The following is an 18,812-nucleotide window of genomic DNA, read 5'->3' as shown; positions in this document are numbered from 1 at the left end:
GTGGTTACGGGCAAGAGGTAGGATATCGGGTGAATCGGTTACGGCGTCGGCCGCTCGGCTCCTCCTGCGATTGCGGACAGAACTCGTCCGCGACGGAGGTTAGTTTGCTGTCATGGCCTCCAGGACGAAACCCGCAGCCGCCGTACTCGACACCCGTGCGCTGAACCGTGCCACGCTCGCCCGCCAGCTGCTCCTCAGCCGTGCCGAGATGTCCGCGCGGGACGCCGTCACGCACCTCCTCGGGCTCCAGGCGCAGAACGTCAAACCCCCCTACTTCCAGCTCCACGCCCGCCTCGCCGGATTCCGCCCCGCCGAGCTGGCCGGGCTCATGGAGTCCCGGGAGGTGGTGCGGATGGTCACCATGCGGTCCACCATCCACCTGCACACCGCCCACGACGCCCTCACCCTCAGGCCGCTCGTGCAACCCGCCCGGGACCGGGAGGTCACCTACTTCCGCAAGGGCCTGACCGGTGTGGACCTCGACCGGCTCCGCGAGCGCGCCCGCGCCTTCGTCGAGACCGCGCCGCGCACCATGGGCGAGATCCGCGACGAGCTGCTGCGGGAATGGCCCGCCGCCGACCCGCAGTCCCTGTCGGTCGCCGCGCGCTGCCTGCTCCCGCTCGTCCAGGTCACGCCGCGCGGGGTGTGGGGGCGCAGCGGGCAGGTACGGCTGACCACGGTGGAGGCCTGGGTCGGGGAGAGCGCCGGATCGCAGGCGCCGCGGCAGGTGGACGACGTGGTGCTGCGCTACCTCGGCGCCTTCGGCCCCGCCTCCGTCAAGGACATGCAGACCTGGGCGGGCGTCACCCGGCTGCGCCAGGCCTTCGAGCGGCTACGGCCGGACCTGGTCACCTTCCGCGACGAGAACGGCGTAGAGCTGTTCGACCTGCCCCACGCGCCCCGGCCCGATGCCGACACCCCCGCCCCGCCCCGCTTCCTGCCCGAGTACGACAACCTGCTGCTCTCGCACGCCGACCGGTCCCGCGTCGTCAGCCCCGAGGTCAAGGGCCGTACGTGGACCGGGAACCAGGCCCACCGCGCCCTGCTCGTCGACGGCTTCCTCGCCGGACTGTGGCGCATCGACGGCGACGACGGCGGCGAGCGTGACGGTCGTGACGTACGCCCGGCGCTCACCGTGGAGCTGTTCGGTACGCAGTCCCGTGCGCGCAAGGACGAGATCGCGACCGAAGGCGAGGCGCTCCTCGCCGCCATGGCCGGCGCGCCGGGAACGGTGCGCTTCGGGTCAATCCACGGCTGACGCCGCCCTGGTGGAGTGCCCACCGGGCGCGGCACGATGCGTGTCATGACGCAGAACAGCGCCACCGACAGCTTCCTGGCCGCGCGGGACTTCCTGCTCGCACACCGCGGGGAGTACGACGCCGCCCACGCCGGATTCACCTGGCCCCGCCCCGAGCGCTTCAACTGGGCCCTCGACTGGTTCGACCACATCGCCACCCGTACGCCCGCCACCCCGGCCCTGCGGATCGTGGAGGAGGACGGCTCCGGCCAGAGCGTCTCCTACGAGGAGATGAGCCGGCGGTCGGGATCGGCCGCGAACTGGCTGCGCGCCCAGGGCGTCGGGGCGGGCGACCGGATCCTCGTCATGCTCGGCAACCAGCGCGAGCTGTGGGAGGTGATGCTCGGCGCGATGAAGCTGCGCGCCGTCGTCATCCCGGCCACCCCGCTGCTCGGCCCGGCCGACCTGCGCGACCGCGTCGACCGCGGTCACGTACGCCACGTGATCGCCCGGACGGAGGACGCGGGGAAGTTCGACCAGGTGCCCGGCGCCTACACCCGCATCGCCGCCGGACCCGACGTCCCCCGCGGATGGCGCCGACTGGCGGACATGGACGAGGACGCGGAAGGGGCAGGGGCAGGGGCTACGGAAGGGGCAGGGGCTACGGAAAGGGCTGACGGAGATTTCAGTCAGGCGGACGACGCCCACGCCACCCTCGCCACCGACCCCCTGATGCTCTACTTCACCTCGGGCACCACCGCCCGCCCCAAGCTGGTCGAGCACACCCACGCGTCGTACCCGATCGGGCACCTCTCCACCATGTACTGGCTCGGGCTGCGCCCCGGCGACGTCCACCTCAACATCGCCTCGCCCGGCTGGGCCAAGCACGCCTGGTCCAACCTCTTCGCCCCCTGGAACGCCGGCGCGACCGTCTTCGTGTACAACTACACCCGCTTCGACGCCGAACGCCTGATGGCCGAGATGGACCGCGGCGGCGTGACCACCTTCTGCGCCCCGCCCACCGTGTGGCGGATGCTCATCCAGTCCGACCTCACCAAGCTCCAGCGCCCGCCGCGCGAGGCCGTCGCCGCCGGTGAACCGCTCAACCCGGAGGTCATCGAGAAGGTCCGCCGGGCCTGGGGCGTCACCATCCGCGACGGCTTCGGCCAGACCGAGACCACCCTCCAGGTGGGCAACTTTCCAGGTGTCCCCGTCAAGCCGGGCTCCATGGGCCGTCCGGCACCCGGTTACGAGATCGTGCTCCTGGACCCCGTCACCGGCCAGGAGTCCCCGGACGAGGGCGAGCTGTGCGTGGACCTGCGCCCCCGCCCCGCCGGAGTGATGACCGGCTACCGCGACGACCCCGCCCGCACCGCCGAGGCCATGGCGGACGGGTTCTACCGCACCGGGGACATCGCCTCGCGCGACGAGGACGGCTACCTCACGTATGTCGGCCGCGCGGACGACGTGTTCAAGGCCTCCGACTACAAGATCAGCCCGTTCGAGCTGGAGAGCGCCCTGCTGGAACACGACGCCGTCGCCGAGGCGGCCGTCGTACCGGCCCCGGACGAGCTGCGGCTCGCGGTGCCGAAGGCGTACATCACGCTCGCGGCCGGCTGGGAGCCGGACAAGGAGACCGCCCGGGCGCTCTTCGAGCACTCCCGGGCGGTCCTGTCCCCTTATAAGAGGATCCGCCGCATCGAGTTCGCCGAGCTGCCCAAGACGGTGTCCGGGAAGATCCGCCGGGTCGAGCTGCGGGAGCTCACCGCGGCCGGCTCCGCGGGGGAGTACGACGAGTCCGACCTCGTGGGCTGAGCCGAAGCCCTGGGAGGACGCCGCCGCCCGGAGCGAGCCCTACGCCGACAGGAGCGCCTCGATCGCGGCGACGACCTCGTCGGCCTCGGGCTCGGTACGCGGGCGGAAGCGCGCCACGACCTCGCCGGCGGGGGAGATCAGGAACTTCTCGAAGTTCCACTGGATGTCCCCCGCCTCACCCTCGGCGTCCGGAACCTTCACCAGCTCCTGGTACAGCGGGTGCCGGTTCTCGCCGTTCACCTCGGACTTCTCCAGCATCGGGAAGGTCACCCCGAAGCCCGCCGCGCAGAAGGTCTGGATGTCCTGCGCGCTGCCCGGCTCCTGGCCGCCGAACTGGTTGCAGGGCACGCCGATGACGGTGAAGCCCTTCTCCTCGTACTTGAACTGCAGGCGGGCCAGTCCCGAGTACTGGGGGGTGAGCCCGCACTGCGAGGCGGTGTTGACCAGCAGGATCGCCTTGCCCTTGTGGGCCGCGAGGCTGGTGGGCTCGTCGTCCAGGGTGGTCAGCGGGATGTCGTACAGGCTCATCGGCTCTCCTCTGCGAGGTGGGGCGGATATCGCGTCCGAGCCTAGGCCCCCGTCCCGATCAGCTGGTCCGCCGGGTCGTTGAAGGGCTGCGGCATGCCGGTGAGGTCCAGGACGAAGAGCGGTATCCCCAGGTCGTCCGCGCGGCTGCGGGCGTCCTTCGTATAGCCCGCGAGGGAGAAGTAGACGCTGGTCGCGGAAGCCGTCAGGCCGTTCAGCCAGACGCACTCCACCGCCCGCAGCCCGGCCGGCGCCGTCGTCGGGTCCACCTGCGCGACCACGCCCGGGGCGCGCAGGTCGACGGCCGCCGAGGGGATCGGCAGCCCGTCGGGCTGGCGGACGTCCTGGAAGCCGAGCCAGCGCAGGTACAACGCGGCCGTCGCCACCGCGTCCCGCGCCGTACGGATGGTCACGGGCCGAAACGGCGGCCGCGGCACCGGCGTCCGCCCGGCGGCCGGGCTCGTGCCCGGGTCGGGTTCCGCCGGAGCGGCGGAGGTCCGATCCGCCCCGGACGCGTCCGCCCGTACGCCGCCCCGCGCGCCCGGGACCTCCGGACCGGATTCGGCCGAAGCCGGAGTCGATGTCGATGCCGCCGATTCCTCCGACTCCGGCGAATGGACCGGAACGAGGACCACCGTTCCGCACGAGCCGCACCCCACCTCCGGGTGCGGCCACTCGCTCTCCCGCCCACACGACCCGCACCGCACGGTCACCCAGCTCTGTGACCAGGTGCGATGGGTGAGAGGCAGGGGCGCCGCCGCCAGATCGAGCGGCGGTGTGACCGGGCTCCCGCAGGCGCACGGGAAGACCGGGGCGGTGTAGCCGTTCTCGCGCATGCACGCCGGACAGCGCACCGGTACCGCTTCCGCCATGAGTTCTGGACCCCCTCCGTCGCTGTGCGTAGGTACATGCTCCACCACGCGCCACCACCGTGGCGCGGATCCCGGCCATTTGTGCAACTCGCTGAACGAGAAGCGGCTTTTGGTGGGTTCCGAGGTGTCCCACCGCCTTGACGAGCAGGGAGTCGCCGCTTAGCTTGTTCCGTATAGCAGAACAATACTTCCGGATTACGGAAAAGCCTGACCGCCAGACCCGCAGGAGAACTCGATGCCCCGTATGACAGCCGCCGCCGCTGCAGTGGAGATCCTCAAGCTCGAGGGCGTTTCGCAAGCGTTCGGCGTGCCCGGCGCTGCGATCAACCCGTTCTACCGCGAGCTCAAGAACGTGGGCGGTATCAAGCACACGCTCGCCCGCCACGTCGAGGGCGCTTCGCACATGGCCGAGGGCTACACGCGTGCCAAGGCGGGCAACATCGGCGTCTGCATCGGCACCTCGGGGCCGGCCGGCACCGACATGATCACCGGCCTGTACTCGGCCATCGCGGACTCGATCCCGATCCTGTGCATCACCGGTCAGGCTCCGGTCGCGAAGCTCCACAAGGAAGACTTCCAGGCCGTCGACATCGCCTCGATCGCCAAGCCGGTCACCAAGGCCGCGACCACCGTCCTGGAGGCCGCGCAGGTCCCGGGCGTCTTCCAGCAGGCGTTCCACCTGATGCGCTCCGGCCGTCCCGGCCCGGTCCTGATCGACCTGCCGATCGACGTCCAGCTGACCGAGATCGAGTTCGACCCGGAGACCTACGCGCCGCTGCCGGTCTACAAGCCGCAGGCGACCCGCGCCCAGGCCGAGAAGGCCATCCGGTTCCTGCTGGAGTCCGAGCGCCCGCTGATCGTCGCCGGTGGCGGCATCATCAACGCCGACGCCTGCGACCTGCTGGTCGAGTTCGCCGAGCTGACGGGCGTCCCGGTCATCTCCACCCTCATGGGCTGGGGCACCATCCCGGACGACCACGAGCTGAGCGCCGGCATGGTCGGCGTCCAGACCTCGCACCGCTACGGCAACGCGACGTTCCTGGAGTCGGACTTCGTCCTCGGCATCGGCAACCGCTGGGCCAACCGTCACACCGGTTACAACCTGGACGCGTACACCAAGGGCCGCAAGTTCGTCCACGTCGACATCGAGCCCACCCAGATCGGCAAGATCTTCGCCCCGGACTTCGGCATCGCCTCCGACGCCAAGGCCGCCCTGGAGCTCTTCATCGAGGTCGCCAAGGAGCTGAAGGCCGAGGGCAAGCTGCCCGACTTCAGCGCCTGGGCCGCTTCCGGCCAGGAGCGCAAGGCCACCCTGCAGCGCCGTACGCACTTCGACAACATCCCGATGAAGCCGCAGCGCGTGTACGAGGAGATGAACAAGGCCTTCGGCCCGGAGACGCGCTACGTCACCACCATCGGCCTCTCCCAGATCGCCGGCGCGCAGATGCTGCACGTCTACCGGCCGCGCAACTGGATCAACTGCGGCCAGGCCGGCCCGCTCGGCTGGACCATCCCGGCCGCGATCGGTGCCGCCACCGCGGACCCGGAGACCCCGATCGTCGCGCTCTCGGGCGACTACGACTTCCAGTTCATGATCGAGGAGCTCGCGGTCGCCGCGCAGCACAAGGTCCCCTACGTCCACGTCCTGGTGAACAACGCCTACCTGGGCCTGATCCGTCAGGCGCAGGGCGGCCTGGGCATCAACTTCGAGGTCAACCTCGAGTTCGAGAACATCAACACCCCGGAGCTGGGCGTCTACGGCGTCGACCACGTCAAGGTCGCCGAGGGCCTGGGCGTCAAGGCCATCCGCGTCACCGACCCGAACGAGCTGGGTGCCGCTTTCGAGCAGGCCAAGAAGCTGGCCCAGGAGTTCCAGGTCCCGGTCGTCGTCGAGGCCATCCTGGAGCGCGTCACCAACATCTCGATGAGCAAGACGGTCGACATGAGCGACGTGACCGAGTTCGAGGAGCTCGCGACCGAGCCGGGCCACGCCCCGACCGCGATCCTCCCGCTGTCCGTCTGACGGCAGCCCGGTAGCTCCGCTTGAGCGGTGACGAACGGCCCCCGTACTCCTCCAGGAGTACGGGGGCCGTTTCGCGCCTTACGCGCCTGCTGCGTCCGTCTCGCGTCGAGGAGCGGGCGGGCGCGGGTGTTCACCGTCGCGGACGCGTACACGTCCGCCAACCGCCCCGCCAACCGCCCCGCCCCGTCCCGCCCGAACAGCACCGCTAGCCGGGGTGCGGGCCCAGCTCGGCGTCCACCGCGCCTTCGAGCAGCTCGCGGGCGCGCTCCAGGCCAAGCGAACCGCTCAGCCAGCGCTCGCTGAGCCCTTCCACGAGAGCCGTCAGCCGCTCGGCGGCGTCGAGCGGGGCCGCGCCGAGCGCGGCGAGGCCGGCCGCCTGGGCGTCCGCGACCGCGTCGGCGGTGTCCTGGATCCAACCGCGGGTGGACTCGGCCAGGGCCTCGCGCAGACCGCTGTCGAAGACGGCGCTGGCCCGCAGCTCGCCCCAGGCGATGCTGTTCTCGCGTACGCCCGGGGTGTCCTGGAGTTCGCCGCCCAGCAGCCGCAGAAGTACCTCGCGGGCGTCCTCGGCGTCCTTGAGGGCCTCGTCCGTGTAGCCGACGGCGCGGTCGCTGACGAAGGCGAGGGTGCGCCGGATCAGGCCGGCGCGGTCTTTGAAGTGGTAATAGATGAGCGCGGTGGAAACCCCGGCCTCGGCCGCCAGCTCCTCGACCCGCAACCCTCTGACGCCGCTGCGCGCGATGACGCGTACGGCTGCTTCCAGGATCAACGCTTGACGCTCGGCCACGCTCACTCGCGCCTTCCGCTCGGAACACCCTTGACTGACCTTTCAGTCAAGGGCACACGTTACGGCCTGTACCGCTCGCGCACGGCGGGCATGGCGGGCATGGCGGGCACGGCAAAGCGCCGAGTCACGGGACCGTCCGTGACTCGGCGCTCTGGTTTGATACCGCCCGACGGAGCGAGGCTGGCGCGACAGGACGTTCGCGCCGCCGGGCGGAGCTTGTGGCCGCCCGGGACAGACCCGGCGGCCGGAGGCCGGCGCAGCCGGCCCGATGCCCGCGAAGCGGTGCGAGGACGGCGTCCAGAAGGGGACGTTCGCGCCGCCGGGCGGAGTTCGTGTTCCTCGTCGTACAGGGGACTCTGTGCGTGGCCCCTGTACAGAAGGAGATGGCTGGGACCGTGGCGGGCGGCGACGAGAACTCCGGCTTCGTCTCCCTCAGGTCAAGAGACGGGCCTCGGAACCCATTACCACCGCACTGGCTCGCACGCCCGCCACGGTCCTCGTCCTCCCTTACCGCGTACCACCCCTCATCCGGGTCCGCGGTGCGGGTTCAGCACCCGGGGCCTGACCTCCCGTCAGGCCCCCGGTACAGCTGTGCGGCTCAGGCGTCGCGCAGGGCGCGAACGGCCTCCTCGACGCGCTTGCCGTAGTCGGCGTCGGCGGCGTGGAAGTGAGCCAGGTTCTTCTCGATGACGTCTTCCAGGGTGACCTGCGACAGGCCGCCGGCGATGTTCGCCACCAGACGCTGCTTCTCGGCCTCCGACATCAGGCGGTAGAGCTCACCGGCCTGGAAGAAGTTGTCGTCCTTGGTGTGGGCCGGGGCCTCGTGGGTGCCCGTGTAGCCGGAGACGGCCTTCGGGGCGCCGAGGGCCAGACCGGTCTCGGCCGGACCCTGGTACGAGTTGGGCTCGTAGTTCTTGTCGTGGCGCGAGCCGTTGCGCAGCGCCATGACACCGTCGCGGCCGTAGTTCTCGGCCTTGGTCGCCTTCGGGGCGTTGACCGGCAGCAGGGTGTGGTTCACACCGAGGCGGTAGCGCTGGGCGTCGGCGTACGCGAAGAGACGGCCCTGGAGCATCTTGTCCGGCGAGGCGGTGATGCCCGGGACGAAGTTGTTCGGGGAGAAGGCGGACTGCTCGACCTCGGCGAAGACGTTGTCCGGGTTGCGGTCGAGGACCAGGCGGCCCACGCGCTGCAGCGGGTAGTCGCTGTGCGGCCACACCTTGGTGAGGTCGAACGGGTTGAAGCGGTAGTCCGCGGCCTCGGCGGCGGGCATGATCTGGACGTAGAGGGTCCAGCTCGGGTTCACGCCGCGCTCGATCGCCTGGAGCAGGTCGGTCTGGTGCGAGTTCGCGTCCTTGCCGACGAGCTCGGCCGCCTGCTCACCCGACAGGCAGCGGATGCCCTGGTTCGTCTTGAAGTGGTACTTGACGAAGAAGGCCTCGCCCGACTCGTTGGTCCACTGGTACGTGTGGGAGCCGTAGCCGTTCATGTGACGGTACGACGCCGGGATGCCGCGGTCACCCATCAGCCAGGTGATCTGGTGCGTCGCCTCGGGGGCGTGCGCCCAGAAGTCCCAGACGTTGTCCGGCTCCTGCTTGCCCGTGAAGGGGTCGCGCTTCTGGGAGTGGATGAAGTCGGGGAACTTGATCGGGTCCTTGATGAAGAACACCGGGGTGTTGTTGCCGACGAGGTCGTAGTTGCCCTCTTCGGTGTAGAACTTCAGCGCGAAGCCGCGCGGGTCGCGGACCGCGTCCGCGCCACCCAGCGAGTCGGCCACGGTGGAGAACCGCAGGAAGGTCTCGGTCTTCTTGCCGACCGTGTTCAGGAACGCGGCGCTGGTGTACGCGGTGACGTCGTCGGTCACCTCGAAGTAGCCGTACGCGGCCGAGCCGCGGGCGTGCACCACGCGCTCCGGGATGCGCTCACGGTTGAAGCGGGCAAGCTTCTCAAGGAGCTGCTGGTCCTGGACCAGGAGCGGGCCACCGACGCCGGCGGTGGCGGAGTTCTGGTTGTCGGCGACCGGGGCGCCGGACTCGGTCGTCAGCGTGCGCTTCGACATGGTGACCTTCCGTACGGGATAACTGCGACGGAAAGCGTCTTCCGTCATGCGGAACAGCCTAAATTCGGCTTGAACGTAACGTCAACAGTTTGTTGAACAAAGTTGGAGAGAGGAAATCCGGACGGCGCCGACGCTTGGGCGCGACAGGACAGGTGTCAGCACCGGCGCCATCCGGAAACTCAGGTCCCCGTCAGGGGAGGAGAAAGATCAGACCTGAGCGCCGGAGAGGCGCTCCACCGCACGGAGCAGAGCCGAGTGGTCCAGGCCGCCGTCACCCTGGGCGCGCAGCGAGGCGACCAGCTGGGCGACGACCGCGCCGACCGGGAGGGCCGCACCGACGTTGCGGGCGGCGTCGGTGACGATGCCCATGTCCTTGTGGTGCAGGTCGATCCGGAAACCGGGCTTGAAGTCGCGGTTCAGGAAGTTGTCCTTCTTGCGGGTCAGGACCGTGGAGCCGGCCAGACCGCCGTTGAGGACGTCCAGGGCCGCCTGGAGGTTCACGCCCGACTTCTCGAGGAAGACGACGGCCTCGGCGCACGCCTGGATGTTCACCGCGACGATGAGCTGGTTGGCAGCCTTCACCGTCTGGCCGGAGCCGTGCGGACCGCACAGGACGATGGTCTTGCCGAGCGCCTGGAGCACGGGCAGGGCCTCGTCGAAGTCGGCCTGCTCGCCACCCACCATGATCGACAGGACGGCCTCGATGGCGCCGGCCTCGCCGCCGGACACCGGGGCGTCGATGACGCGGATGCCCTTCGCGGCGGCGTTCTTCGCGAGGTCGATCGAGGTCTGCGGGGTGATCGACGACATGTCGATGATCAGCGCGCCGGACTTCGCGTTCTCCAGGATGCCGTTCTCACCGTAGGAGATGGCCTCGACCTGGGGGGACGCGGGCACCATCGTGATGATGACGTCGGCGTCCTTGACCGCTTCGGCGATCGAACCGGCCGCGCTGCCACCGGCGGCGGCCAGGCGCTCGAGCTTGTCCTGCTCCAGCGTGAAGCCGGTGACCGAGTAGCCGGCCTTCAGGAGGTTCTCGGCCATGGGCGAGCCCATGATGCCGAGACCGATCCACGCAATCGACGGGAGCGCAGTGGGGTTGCTCATGATGAGGGTCCTTCTCTTAATGCTTTGTACGAAAAGTGCGGGGGGTGCCTGGCTGTTCGCCCGGACTTTGTCCGCCTACTGGGCGGCGCGGGCCTCGGCCGGCAGCCACGCGAAGGACGCGGCGGCGTCGGCCGCCTTGTACTCGAGGCCTACGTAGCCCTCGTATCCGGCCTTCTTCAGCTGGTCGAGGAGCGCTTCGAGAGGCAGCTCGCCGGTGCCGGGGGCACCGCGTCCCGGCTTGTCCGCGATCTGGACGTGGCCGGTTTTGGCGGCGTACTTTTCGATGACCTCGGAGAGGTCCTCATCGTTCATCGCCAGGTGGTACAGGTCGAGCAGGAACTTGGCGTTCCCCAGGCCGGTGGCCGCGTTGACCTTGTCCACGACCTCGATCGCGGACGGGGCGCTCACCAGCGGGTAGAGCGGCGACTCGGGCTTGTTCAGCGTCTCGATCAGGAGGATCGCGCCGACACGGTCCGCGGCGCGGGCCGCGATGACCAGGTTCTCCAGGGCGAGCTCGTCCTGGACGGCCGGGTCCACGCCTTCGACGCGGTTGCCGTAGAGGGCGTTCAGCGCCTTGCAGCCGACCGACGCGGCGAAGTCCGCCGCGACGTCGATGTTGGCGCGGAAGCGCTCCGACTCCTCGCCGGGAACCGAGACCGCGCCGCGGTCCGGACCCGGCAGTTGGCCGGCGTAGAAGTTCAGGCCCACCAGCTGGGTGCCGGCGTCCTCAAGAGCGGTCTTGAGGGCGTCGAGCTCCGCCTGTGCGGGGGTGGGGGTCTCGATCCAGGGCCACCACAGCTCGACCGCCGTGAAGCCCGCCGCGGCGGCAGCCGCGGGACGCTCCAGGAGCGGGAGTTCCGTGAAGAGGATCGAAAGGTTTACATCGAAGCGCTGGTCCGAGTATCCCATGAGGGGTATGCGCTCCTTCCGTATTGCGGAAGTTAGTTTCTGCTTGATGGAAGACTGCATCGGCTTCCGCGCGGATGTCAAGTGCCGACTCCCGAAAAATCCCGACCGCGCGTAGGTTGACCTGCGTGCGATTGAGAGTGGAGTTCACGACCGAGCCCTTCGATCTCGAAGAGGCCCCCGCCCATGCCGTGGCCGCTCGCGAGGTCATCCAGAAGGCCCAGCTGGACGCGGTGGACGTCGGCCCGTTCGGCAACACCGCCGAGGGTGAGTCCGACCGGGTGCTGACCGCGGTGGCCGCGCTGCTGCGCGACTCGCTGGAGGCCGGGGCGACGCGCGTCTCGCTCCAGGTCAACGTGATCGGGGAGGACACCCCATGACCGAGCCCCGCGACCACCCCTTCGTCACCGCGGTCAAACCGCTGGTCGACGCGATGGGCGGCGTGCTCATGGATCCCGCGCAGGCGCAGCCCGACGACGTCGTGCTGAGCTGGGAGGGCCAGGACCTGCTCGCCGTACGCCTGCCCCAGCTGTCCGACTCGCTGGATCACATCCTGGCGGCGCTGGAGCGCCGGCACGGCGTACCGTTGGCGCAGCTCGACCGGAAGTCGAAGCAGGACGTGGTCCGGATACTCGAGGCGCGCGGCGCCTTCTCCGTACGGCACGGCGTGGAAACGGTCGCGGGAGCGCTCGGAGTGAGCCGCTTCACCGTCTACAACTACTTGAACAGGGACGCCGGCACCCCCACCCGGGCCGGCAAGAACAGCCAGGAGTGAAGGCGCTTTCACCTTGCGTGACGAGCCGCCGCCCAATTCATCCGGGCGGCGGCTTTTGTGTACGGGAAGTTTCAACAAAGTGTTGACGCCGTGTTGTCGAGGGCGTTAGCTATGCGCAGCCCGTCAAAGCAACAACAGGCCACGGAGGCCTACCGTGACTTCGAGTCCGACCCCGGGTCTCACCCGGTTCAACACCTTGGACGACAGCGCGGCCACGGCCGAGCTCCACGAGGTGTGCGCCAGCTCGGCATGGGGCAGCAAGCTGCTCGCCCAGCGCCCCTTCACCGACGCCGACTCCCTGTTCGCCGCGAACGAGGCCGCCATGGCCGAGCTCACCGCGGAGGACCTGGGCGAGGCGATGGGAGGCCACGCGCCGATCGGCCGCCCGAAGCCGGGAGACCCGACCTCCGCCCGCGAGCAGCGTGGCATGGCCGGCGCCTCGGAGGAGCTCAAGAACGAACTCCTCGAACTGAACCTGGCGTACCAGGAGAAGTTCGGCCACGTCTTCCTCATCTGCGCCACCGGTGCGACCGGCGAGTTCATGCGGGACGCGGTCAAGGTCCGGATCCGGAATTCGCCCGAGCAGGAGCGCGAAATCGCCCGCGGCGAACTCGTCAAGATCAACCGGATCCGCCTGACCCGCCTCGTAGAAGGAGAGTGAACCCCGCGCATGAGCACTGACACGACCGCTTCGGTGTCCACGCACATCCTGGACACCAGCATCGGCAAGCCCGCCGAGGGCGTCGCCATCTCCCTGTCGGCCCGTACGGGCCTCGATGGCGAGTGGGCGGCCCTGGGCGGCTCCGCCACCGATGCGGACGGGCGCTGCAAGGACCTGCCGGCGCTGCCGGAAGGCACCACCCACGTACGTCTCGACTTCGAGACCGAGACGTATTTTGACAAGAAGCAAGCCGAGGCGCAGCAGGACGCCCCCCGCGTAAGGGACAGCGGTGCGTTCTTCCCGGAAGTGACGATCACCTTCGCAGTCACTCCTGGCGAGCATTACCACGTACCGCTGCTGCTCAACCCGTTCGGCTACTCCGTTTACCGAGGGAGCTAGCATGGCCACGATTCTCGGCCAGAACCAGTACGGCAAAGCAGAGAACCGCGTCGTCAAGATCACGCGGGACGGCGACACCCACCACATCAAGGACCTGAACGTCTCGGTCGCCCTTTCCGGCGACATGGACGACGTCCACTACTCCGGCTCGAACGCCAACGTCCTGCCGACGGACACCACCAAGAACACGGTGTACGCGTTCGCCAAGGAGCACGGCATCGAGTCCGCCGAGCAGTTCGGCATCCACCTGGCGCGCTGGTTCGTGAACAGCCAGGAGCCGATCCAGAGGGCACGCATCCGGATCGAGGAGTACTCCTGGGACCGGATCGCCACCTCGGACGCGAACTCCAAGTTCATCGGCTCCGACGAGGTGAACCACTCCTTCGTCCGCCAGGGCATGGAGACCCGCGTCACCCAGATCACGTACGACGGCAAGAACTGGGAGGTCATCTCCGGCCTCAAGGACCTGGTCGTCATGAACTCCACGAACTCCGAGTTCTGGGGTTACGTGAAGGACAAGTACACGACCCTGAAGGAGGCCTACGACCGCATCCTGGCGACCCAGGTGTCGGCTCGCTGGCGCTTCAACTGGTCGGATGACGAGCAGCGGATGCCCAACTGGGAGAAGTCCTACGCGGAGACCCGCAAGCACATGCTCCAGGCCTTCGCGGAGACCTACTCCCTCTCGCTGCAGCAGACCCTGTACCAGATGGGTTCGCGCATCATCAACCACCGTTCGGAGATCGACGAGGTCCGCTTCTCGCTCCCGAACAAGCACCACTTCCTCGTCGACCTGGAGCCCTTCGGCCTCAAGAACGACAACGAGGTCTACTTCGCCGCGGACCGCCCGTACGGTCTGATCGAGGCGACGGTTCTCCGCGACGGCGTTGACGCCCGTATCCCCGTGGACATGACCAACCTCTGAGTGCGGCACGCGCGTCCCGGGGCTCCGCAGTGGCCCCGGGACGGCGCGACACTCGAGAACTTCCTGAATCGGCACCCGGACGCACCACTCGGGGCGGCAGTACTGTCAGCTGCCAAGGCCCCCGGCTCCGGCACTCAAATCCCCTGGGTTTTGCCGTGCCCGCACCGCCACTGAAAGCACGAGGAAGTCCCATGGCAGCATCGGCAGCCCCTGACAGCGCCGTCGAGCGCATCGTCATCGAGAACTGTGCGATTGCGACCGTCGACGCGAACGACACCGAGTACGCCTCGGGTCACGTCGTCGTCGCAGGCAACAAGATCGAGTCCATCGGTGCGGGCAAGGCCCCCGAGAACCTCGAGAACGTAGTCCGCCGGATCGACGGCACCGGGCACCTCGTGACCCCCGGTCTGGTCAACACGCACCACCACTTCTACCAGTGGATCACGCGTGGCCTGGCCACCGACCACAACCTGTTCAACTGGCTCGTCGCGCTGTACCCGACCTGGGCGCGCATCGACGAGCAGATGACCTACACGGCCGCGCAGGGCTCCCTGGCGATGATGGCCAAGGGCGGCGTCACCACCGCCATGGACCACCACTACGTCTTCCCCAAGGGCTCCGGCGACCTCTCCGGCTCGATCATCCGCGCCGCGTCCGAGATGGGCGTCCGCTTCACCCTCGCCCGCGGCTCCATGGACCGCAGCGAGAAGGACGGCGGTCTGCCGCCGGACCACGCCGTCGAGACCCTCGAAGGCGCGCTCGCCGACACCGAGGCGACCGTCAAGAAGCACCACGACTACTCCTTCGACGCGATGACCCAGGTCGCCGTCGCCCCCTGCTCCCCCTTCTCGGTCTCCACCGAGCTGCTGAAGCAGGGCGCCGAGCTGGCCCGCCGCCTGGGTGTGCGCATGCACACCCACGGCTCCGAGACCGTCGAGGAAGAGCAGTTCTGCAAGGAACTGTTCGGCATGGGCCCGACCGACTACTTCGAGTCGACCGGCTGGCTCGGCGAGGACGTGTGGATGGCGCACAGCGTCCACATGAACGACTCCGACATCGCCGCGTTCGCCCGCACCAAGACCGGTGTCGCGCACTGCCCGTCCTCCAACGCCCGTCTGGCCGCCGGCATCGCCCGCGTCCCGGACATGCTCGCCGCCGGTGTCCCGGTCGGCCTCGGCGTGGACGGCACGGCCTCCAACGAGTCCGGTGAGCTGCACACCGAGCTGCGCAACGCGCTGCTGATCAACCGCCTGAACCCGGTGCACCGCGAGCGCGCCCTCAACGCGCGCCAGGCCCTGCGCCTCGGTACGTACGGCGGCGCCCAGGTCCTCGGCCGCGCCGACAACATCGGCTCGCTCGAAGCCGGCAAGTGCGCCGACCTGGTGATGTGGAACATGAGCACCCTGGCTCACTCCTCCATCGCCGACCCGGTCACCGCGCTGGTCTTCGGTGCGGCCGCCCCGGTCACCCTCTCGCTGGTCAACGGCAAGCAGATCGTCGAGAACAACCGACTGCTCTTCGCCGACGAGGACGCCATCGCCGCGTCCACGCGGGAAGAGGCTCAGCGCCTCGCGCGGATCACCGCGCAGGGCTGATCGCACGGAGTCCGGCCGAGGGGGACGGCCCTCGGCCGGCGGCCGCGGACCCGAGCGGGGTCCGCGGCAGCCGTTCCCGGGAAGCGCCTGAGGAAAACCGAAGGCGCTCCCGGGGCGGTGATTCATGGCACGCGAGCACGTGAACAGCGCGGAGCACCCCACTGCCCCACTGCCACGGCACTGCCTTTCACGACTGCGGAACTGACTCGGGCGAATCGTTTCTGCACCCCTTTGGGACACACAACTGAACACAGGCTCGACTCGCACAGCTTTCGCACCACCTCCATGACACCCACGTCCCCGCCGACGTGTCTAACCGACCGGAGGAAACCGTGGCCGCAGCGCCCAGGTTTCGCAAAGACGCAGTCGCAGTACCGGAGGAGAAGCACCCGGTCGACGAGACCCTGCCTCCGCTGAAAATGTTCACGAGCGGGCTGCAGCACGTGGCCGCCATGTACGCCGGCGTCGTCGCCCCGCCCATGATCGTCGGACCCGCCGTCGGCCTGTCCGCCACCGAGACCGCCTTCCTGATGGGCGCCTCCCTCTTCACCGCCGGGCTCGCCACCCTCCTCCAGACCCTCGGGTTCTGGAAGATCGGCGCCAAACTCCCCTTCGTCAACGGCGTGTCCTTCGCCGGTGTGACCCCGATGATCGCCATCGGCAAGGGCGAAGGCGACGACGCCATCCCCATCATCTTCGGCGCGATCATCGTCGCCGGACTGGTCGGCTTCCTCGCCGCCCCCTACTTCGGGAAGCTCGTCCGCTTCTTCCCGCCCGTCGTCACCGGCACCGTCATCACGCTGATCGGCGTGTCGCTGCTGCCCGTGGCGTTCAACTGGTCGCAGGGCGGGAACAGCACCGCCGCCGACTACGGCTCGATGAAGAACATCGGCATGGCCGCCCTCACCCTGGCGATCGTCCTGCTGATGCGCAAATTCCTGCGCGGCTTCCTCCAGCAGATCTCCATCCTGCTCGGCCTGGTCGTGGGCACGCTCATCGCGATACCGCTGAACATGACCAGCTTCGACGCCGTCCGCGACGCGGGCCTCGTCGGCTTCCCCACCCCGTTCCACTTCGGCGCCCCGCAGTTCCAGGTCGCCGCCATCATCTCGATGTGCATCGTCATGCTCGTCTGCATGACCGAGTCCACCGCCGACATCCTCGCCCTCGGCAAGATCGTGGGCCGTCCGGCGGACGCGAAGACCATCGAGGGCGGCCTGCGTGCCGACACCCTCGGCAGCGCGATCAGCCCCCTGTTCAACGGCTTCATGTGCAGCGCCTTCGCGCAGAACATCGGACTCGTCGCGATGACGAAGGTGCGCAGCCGGTTCGTGGTCGCCGCCGGCGGCGGCATCCTGATCCTGCTGGGCCTGTGCCCGGTGGCCGCCTCCATCATCGGTGTGGTCCCGCTGCCGGTCCTCGGCGGAGCCGGGATCGTGCTCTTCGGCTCGGTCGCGGCCAGCGGCATCCAGACCCTGGCGAGCGCGGCCATGGAGAAGGGCGAGAACGCCCTGATCGTCGCCGCCGCGGTCGGCATCGGCCTCATCCCGATCGCCGCGCCGGAGTTCTACCACGCCTTCCCGAAGGACCTGCTGGTCGTCCTCGACTCCGGTATCAGCACCGGCTGTGTGGTGGCGATCGCGCTCAACCTGGCCTTCAACCACCTCGGGGTCAAGAAGGGCGAGGCCTCGGCCGCCGGTGCGGAGGCGGTGGTGGTGCACTGACCGGGGTGACCCCGAACCCTGGGCTGGGACGTTAAGACCTGGACCTGTGACATTGCAGTGTCATCGGTGCTGCAAGACCGTGCGGCGGTGCGCACGCCACCCACTGCGGGTGTGGCGTGCGCACCGCCGTATCCGTATGCCGCGCCCCTGATGCGTACGGCGACCGGCGGGACACGCGGTGCGCGCGGGTCGGGAGTTGGCGCGCCGATCCCGCGTGCGCCGTACGCGGGACGGAAAGACATCGCTTGCACGGCGAAAGAGACGCCCTGGCCCCCCTCCGCAGACAGGTGGTACAGCGATGGCAGGACTTCCGCAGCTCTGGGTGCGCAGCGAGACACGGCCCACCGAACGGCGGGCACCGCTGACCCCCCACGACGCCGGTCAGCTCGTCCGCCGCGGCGTACGGATCACCGTGGAGGATTCCGCCCACCGCGTCTTCCCGCTCGACGACTACGCGGCCGTCGGCTGCGGTACGGCGCCGGCCGGGTCCTGGGCGGGGGCCGCGCCCGGATCGGCGTACGTCCTCGGGCTGAAGGAACTCCCGCCGACGCCCGAGCGCCTGCACCACCGGCACGTCTACTTCGGGCACGCCTACAAGGGGCAGGCACAGGCCCCGGAGCTGCTGCGGCGCTTCGCGGCGGGCGGCGGAACCCTGTTCGACCTGGAGTACCTCGCCGACGCACAGGGCCGCAGGCTCGCCGCCTTCGGCTACTGGGCGGGGTACGCGGGTGCCGCCCTGGCCGCGCTGCACGCGCGGGAACGGCTGACGGCCCCGCTGGTCCCGCTCTCCCGTGCCGAACTCGACGGGCGCTTACGGGACTCGCGCTCCCGGGCCGAACACGAAGGGCCCTTACGCGCCCTGGTGATCGGCGCCGACGGCCGCAGCGGGCGCGGCGCCTGTGACGCGCTCACCACGGCCGGGATACGGCTCACCCGCTGGGGCCGCGCCGCGACCGGCCGCCTGGACCGGGCGGCGCTGCTCGGCCACGACATCCTGGTCAACGCGGTGCTCACCACCCGGCCCGTGCCGCCCTTCCTGTCCCCGGCCGACCTGGAGGGCGGCGCCCGCAGGCTCTCCGTGATCGCGGACATCACCTGTGACACCGGATCCGAGCTCCACCTGCTGCCCGTGTACGACCGCCTCACCGACTGGACCACCCCGACCCGGCGGCTCCGGGACGCAACGCCGCCGCTCGACGTGATCGCCATCGACAATCTGCCGTCCCTGCTCCCGGCCGAGGCGGCCCGCGCCTTCTCGGCGGACCTGCTGCCCAAGCTCCTCGCCCTGAGCGCCACGGCCCCGGAGGACCCCGACTGGCTCCGCTGCCGGACCGCCTTCACCACGGCCCTGGCCACCCTCCCGGACAGCCCCCACCGCGCCGCCTAGGGCCGGCCGCGGATCGGT

The 18,812-nt window shown here is 69.5% G+C and carries 17 protein-coding genes; 11 read left to right on the top strand and 6 right to left on the bottom strand.

All coding sequences use genetic code 11. The annotated features are described in order from the left end of the window. Positions 1 to 112 precede the first annotated feature (112 nt). Positions 113 to 1,258 carry a winged helix DNA-binding domain-containing protein gene (locus ACWDYJ_RS22730; protein ID WP_451567414.1) on the top strand — a complete coding sequence of 382 codons (1,146 nt, stop codon included), beginning with the start codon at positions 113 to 115 and terminating at the stop codon, positions 1,256 to 1,258. Between the two features lie 45 nt (positions 1,259 to 1,303). Continuing rightward, positions 1,304 to 3,052 (top strand): AMP-binding protein, encoded by a 1,749-nt coding sequence (locus ACWDYJ_RS22725; protein ID WP_451567413.1) that lies wholly within the window; start codon positions 1,304 to 1,306, stop codon positions 3,050 to 3,052. Between the two features lie 39 nt (positions 3,053 to 3,091). Here the strand turns inward: ACWDYJ_RS22725 and ACWDYJ_RS22720 are convergent, their stop codons facing one another. Then, complete coding sequence (locus tag ACWDYJ_RS22720; protein ID WP_451567412.1) at positions 3,092 to 3,580, bottom strand: glutathione peroxidase; 489 nt, start codon at positions 3,578 to 3,580, stop codon at positions 3,092 to 3,094. A gap of 41 nt (positions 3,581 to 3,621) precedes the next feature. Further along, the gene (locus ACWDYJ_RS22715) at positions 3,622 to 4,449 is read right to left on the bottom strand and encodes a hypothetical protein (RefSeq protein ID WP_451567411.1); all 828 of its coding nucleotides are present in this window, start codon (positions 4,447 to 4,449) and stop codon (positions 3,622 to 3,624) included. 235 nt (positions 4,450 to 4,684) lie between these two features. Here ACWDYJ_RS22715 and gcl point away from each other — a divergent pair, with 235 nt between their 5' ends. Further along, positions 4,685 to 6,472, top strand: a complete 1,788-nt coding sequence (gcl, locus tag ACWDYJ_RS22710) for a glyoxylate carboligase (protein ID WP_451567410.1) — start codon at positions 4,685 to 4,687, stop codon at positions 6,470 to 6,472. Between the two features lie 205 nt (positions 6,473 to 6,677). Here the strand turns inward: gcl and ACWDYJ_RS22705 are convergent, their stop codons facing one another. The 4 genes from ACWDYJ_RS22705 to ACWDYJ_RS22690 all read right to left on the bottom strand — a co-directional run bounded on the left by ACWDYJ_RS22705 (position 6,678) and on the right by ACWDYJ_RS22690 (position 11,331). Next, the gene (locus tag ACWDYJ_RS22705) at positions 6,678 to 7,259 is read right to left on the bottom strand and encodes a TetR/AcrR family transcriptional regulator (RefSeq protein ID WP_451567409.1); all 582 of its coding nucleotides are present in this window, start codon (positions 7,257 to 7,259) and stop codon (positions 6,678 to 6,680) included. A gap of 598 nt (positions 7,260 to 7,857) precedes the next feature. After that, positions 7,858 to 9,315: a catalase gene (locus tag ACWDYJ_RS22700; RefSeq protein ID WP_451567429.1), complete on the bottom strand. Its 1,458-nt coding sequence runs from the start codon at positions 9,313 to 9,315 to the stop codon at positions 7,858 to 7,860. Between the two features lie 207 nt (positions 9,316 to 9,522). Beyond that, positions 9,523 to 10,422: a 2-hydroxy-3-oxopropionate reductase gene (locus ACWDYJ_RS22695; RefSeq protein ID WP_451567408.1), complete on the bottom strand. Its 900-nt coding sequence runs from the start codon at positions 10,420 to 10,422 to the stop codon at positions 9,523 to 9,525. Positions 10,423 to 10,497: 75 nt separating this feature from the next. Then, positions 10,498 to 11,331: a TIM barrel protein gene (locus ACWDYJ_RS22690; RefSeq protein WP_451567407.1), complete on the bottom strand. Its 834-nt coding sequence runs from the start codon at positions 11,329 to 11,331 to the stop codon at positions 10,498 to 10,500. Positions 11,332 to 11,456: 125 nt separating this feature from the next. Between ACWDYJ_RS22690 and ACWDYJ_RS22685 the strand changes: the two genes are divergently transcribed. The 8 genes from ACWDYJ_RS22685 (at position 11,457) to ACWDYJ_RS22650 (ending at position 18,794) form a co-directional block, all read left to right on the top strand. Further along, positions 11,457 to 11,708, top strand: a complete 252-nt coding sequence (locus ACWDYJ_RS22685; RefSeq protein ID WP_280916739.1) for a thiamine-binding protein — start codon at positions 11,457 to 11,459, stop codon at positions 11,706 to 11,708. Continuing rightward, a complete protein-coding gene (locus tag ACWDYJ_RS22680; protein WP_451567406.1) occupies positions 11,705 to 12,103 on the top strand; it encodes a helix-turn-helix domain-containing protein in 399 nt (132 codons plus the stop codon). Before ACWDYJ_RS22685 ends, ACWDYJ_RS22680 begins: the two co-directional genes overlap by 4 nt. Before the next feature lie 154 nt (positions 12,104 to 12,257). Further along, positions 12,258 to 12,764 (top strand): 2-oxo-4-hydroxy-4-carboxy-5-ureidoimidazoline decarboxylase, encoded by a 507-nt coding sequence (gene uraD / locus ACWDYJ_RS22675; RefSeq protein ID WP_451567405.1) that lies wholly within the window; start codon positions 12,258 to 12,260, stop codon positions 12,762 to 12,764. A 9-nt stretch (positions 12,765 to 12,773) separates the two neighbouring features. Then, complete coding sequence (gene uraH, locus ACWDYJ_RS22670; protein ID WP_451567404.1) at positions 12,774 to 13,163, top strand: hydroxyisourate hydrolase; 390 nt, start codon at positions 12,774 to 12,776, stop codon at positions 13,161 to 13,163. A 1-nt stretch (position 13,164) separates the two neighbouring features. After that, complete coding sequence (gene pucL / locus ACWDYJ_RS22665) at positions 13,165 to 14,088, top strand: factor-independent urate hydroxylase (RefSeq protein WP_451567403.1); 924 nt, start codon at positions 13,165 to 13,167, stop codon at positions 14,086 to 14,088. A gap of 191 nt (positions 14,089 to 14,279) precedes the next feature. Then, positions 14,280 to 15,683, top strand: a complete 1,404-nt coding sequence (locus tag ACWDYJ_RS22660; protein ID WP_451567402.1) for an 8-oxoguanine deaminase — start codon at positions 14,280 to 14,282, stop codon at positions 15,681 to 15,683. A gap of 332 nt (positions 15,684 to 16,015) precedes the next feature. Next, entirely contained in the window at positions 16,016 to 17,407 is a 1,392-nt protein-coding gene (locus tag ACWDYJ_RS22655) for a nucleobase:cation symporter-2 family protein (RefSeq protein ID WP_451567401.1), read from the top strand. Positions 17,408 to 17,705: 298 nt separating this feature from the next. Next, positions 17,706 to 18,794, top strand: coding sequence for a saccharopine dehydrogenase (locus tag ACWDYJ_RS22650; protein WP_451567400.1), 1,089 nt, complete (start codon positions 17,706 to 17,708; stop codon positions 18,792 to 18,794). Positions 18,795 to 18,812: the final 18 nt, after the last annotated feature.

The sequence above is a fragment of the Streptomyces sp. NPDC003042 genome (assembly GCF_053591315.1).
The sequence above is the reverse complement of the archived record's forward strand: the minus strand, read 5'-3'. Positions and strand labels throughout refer to the sequence as shown.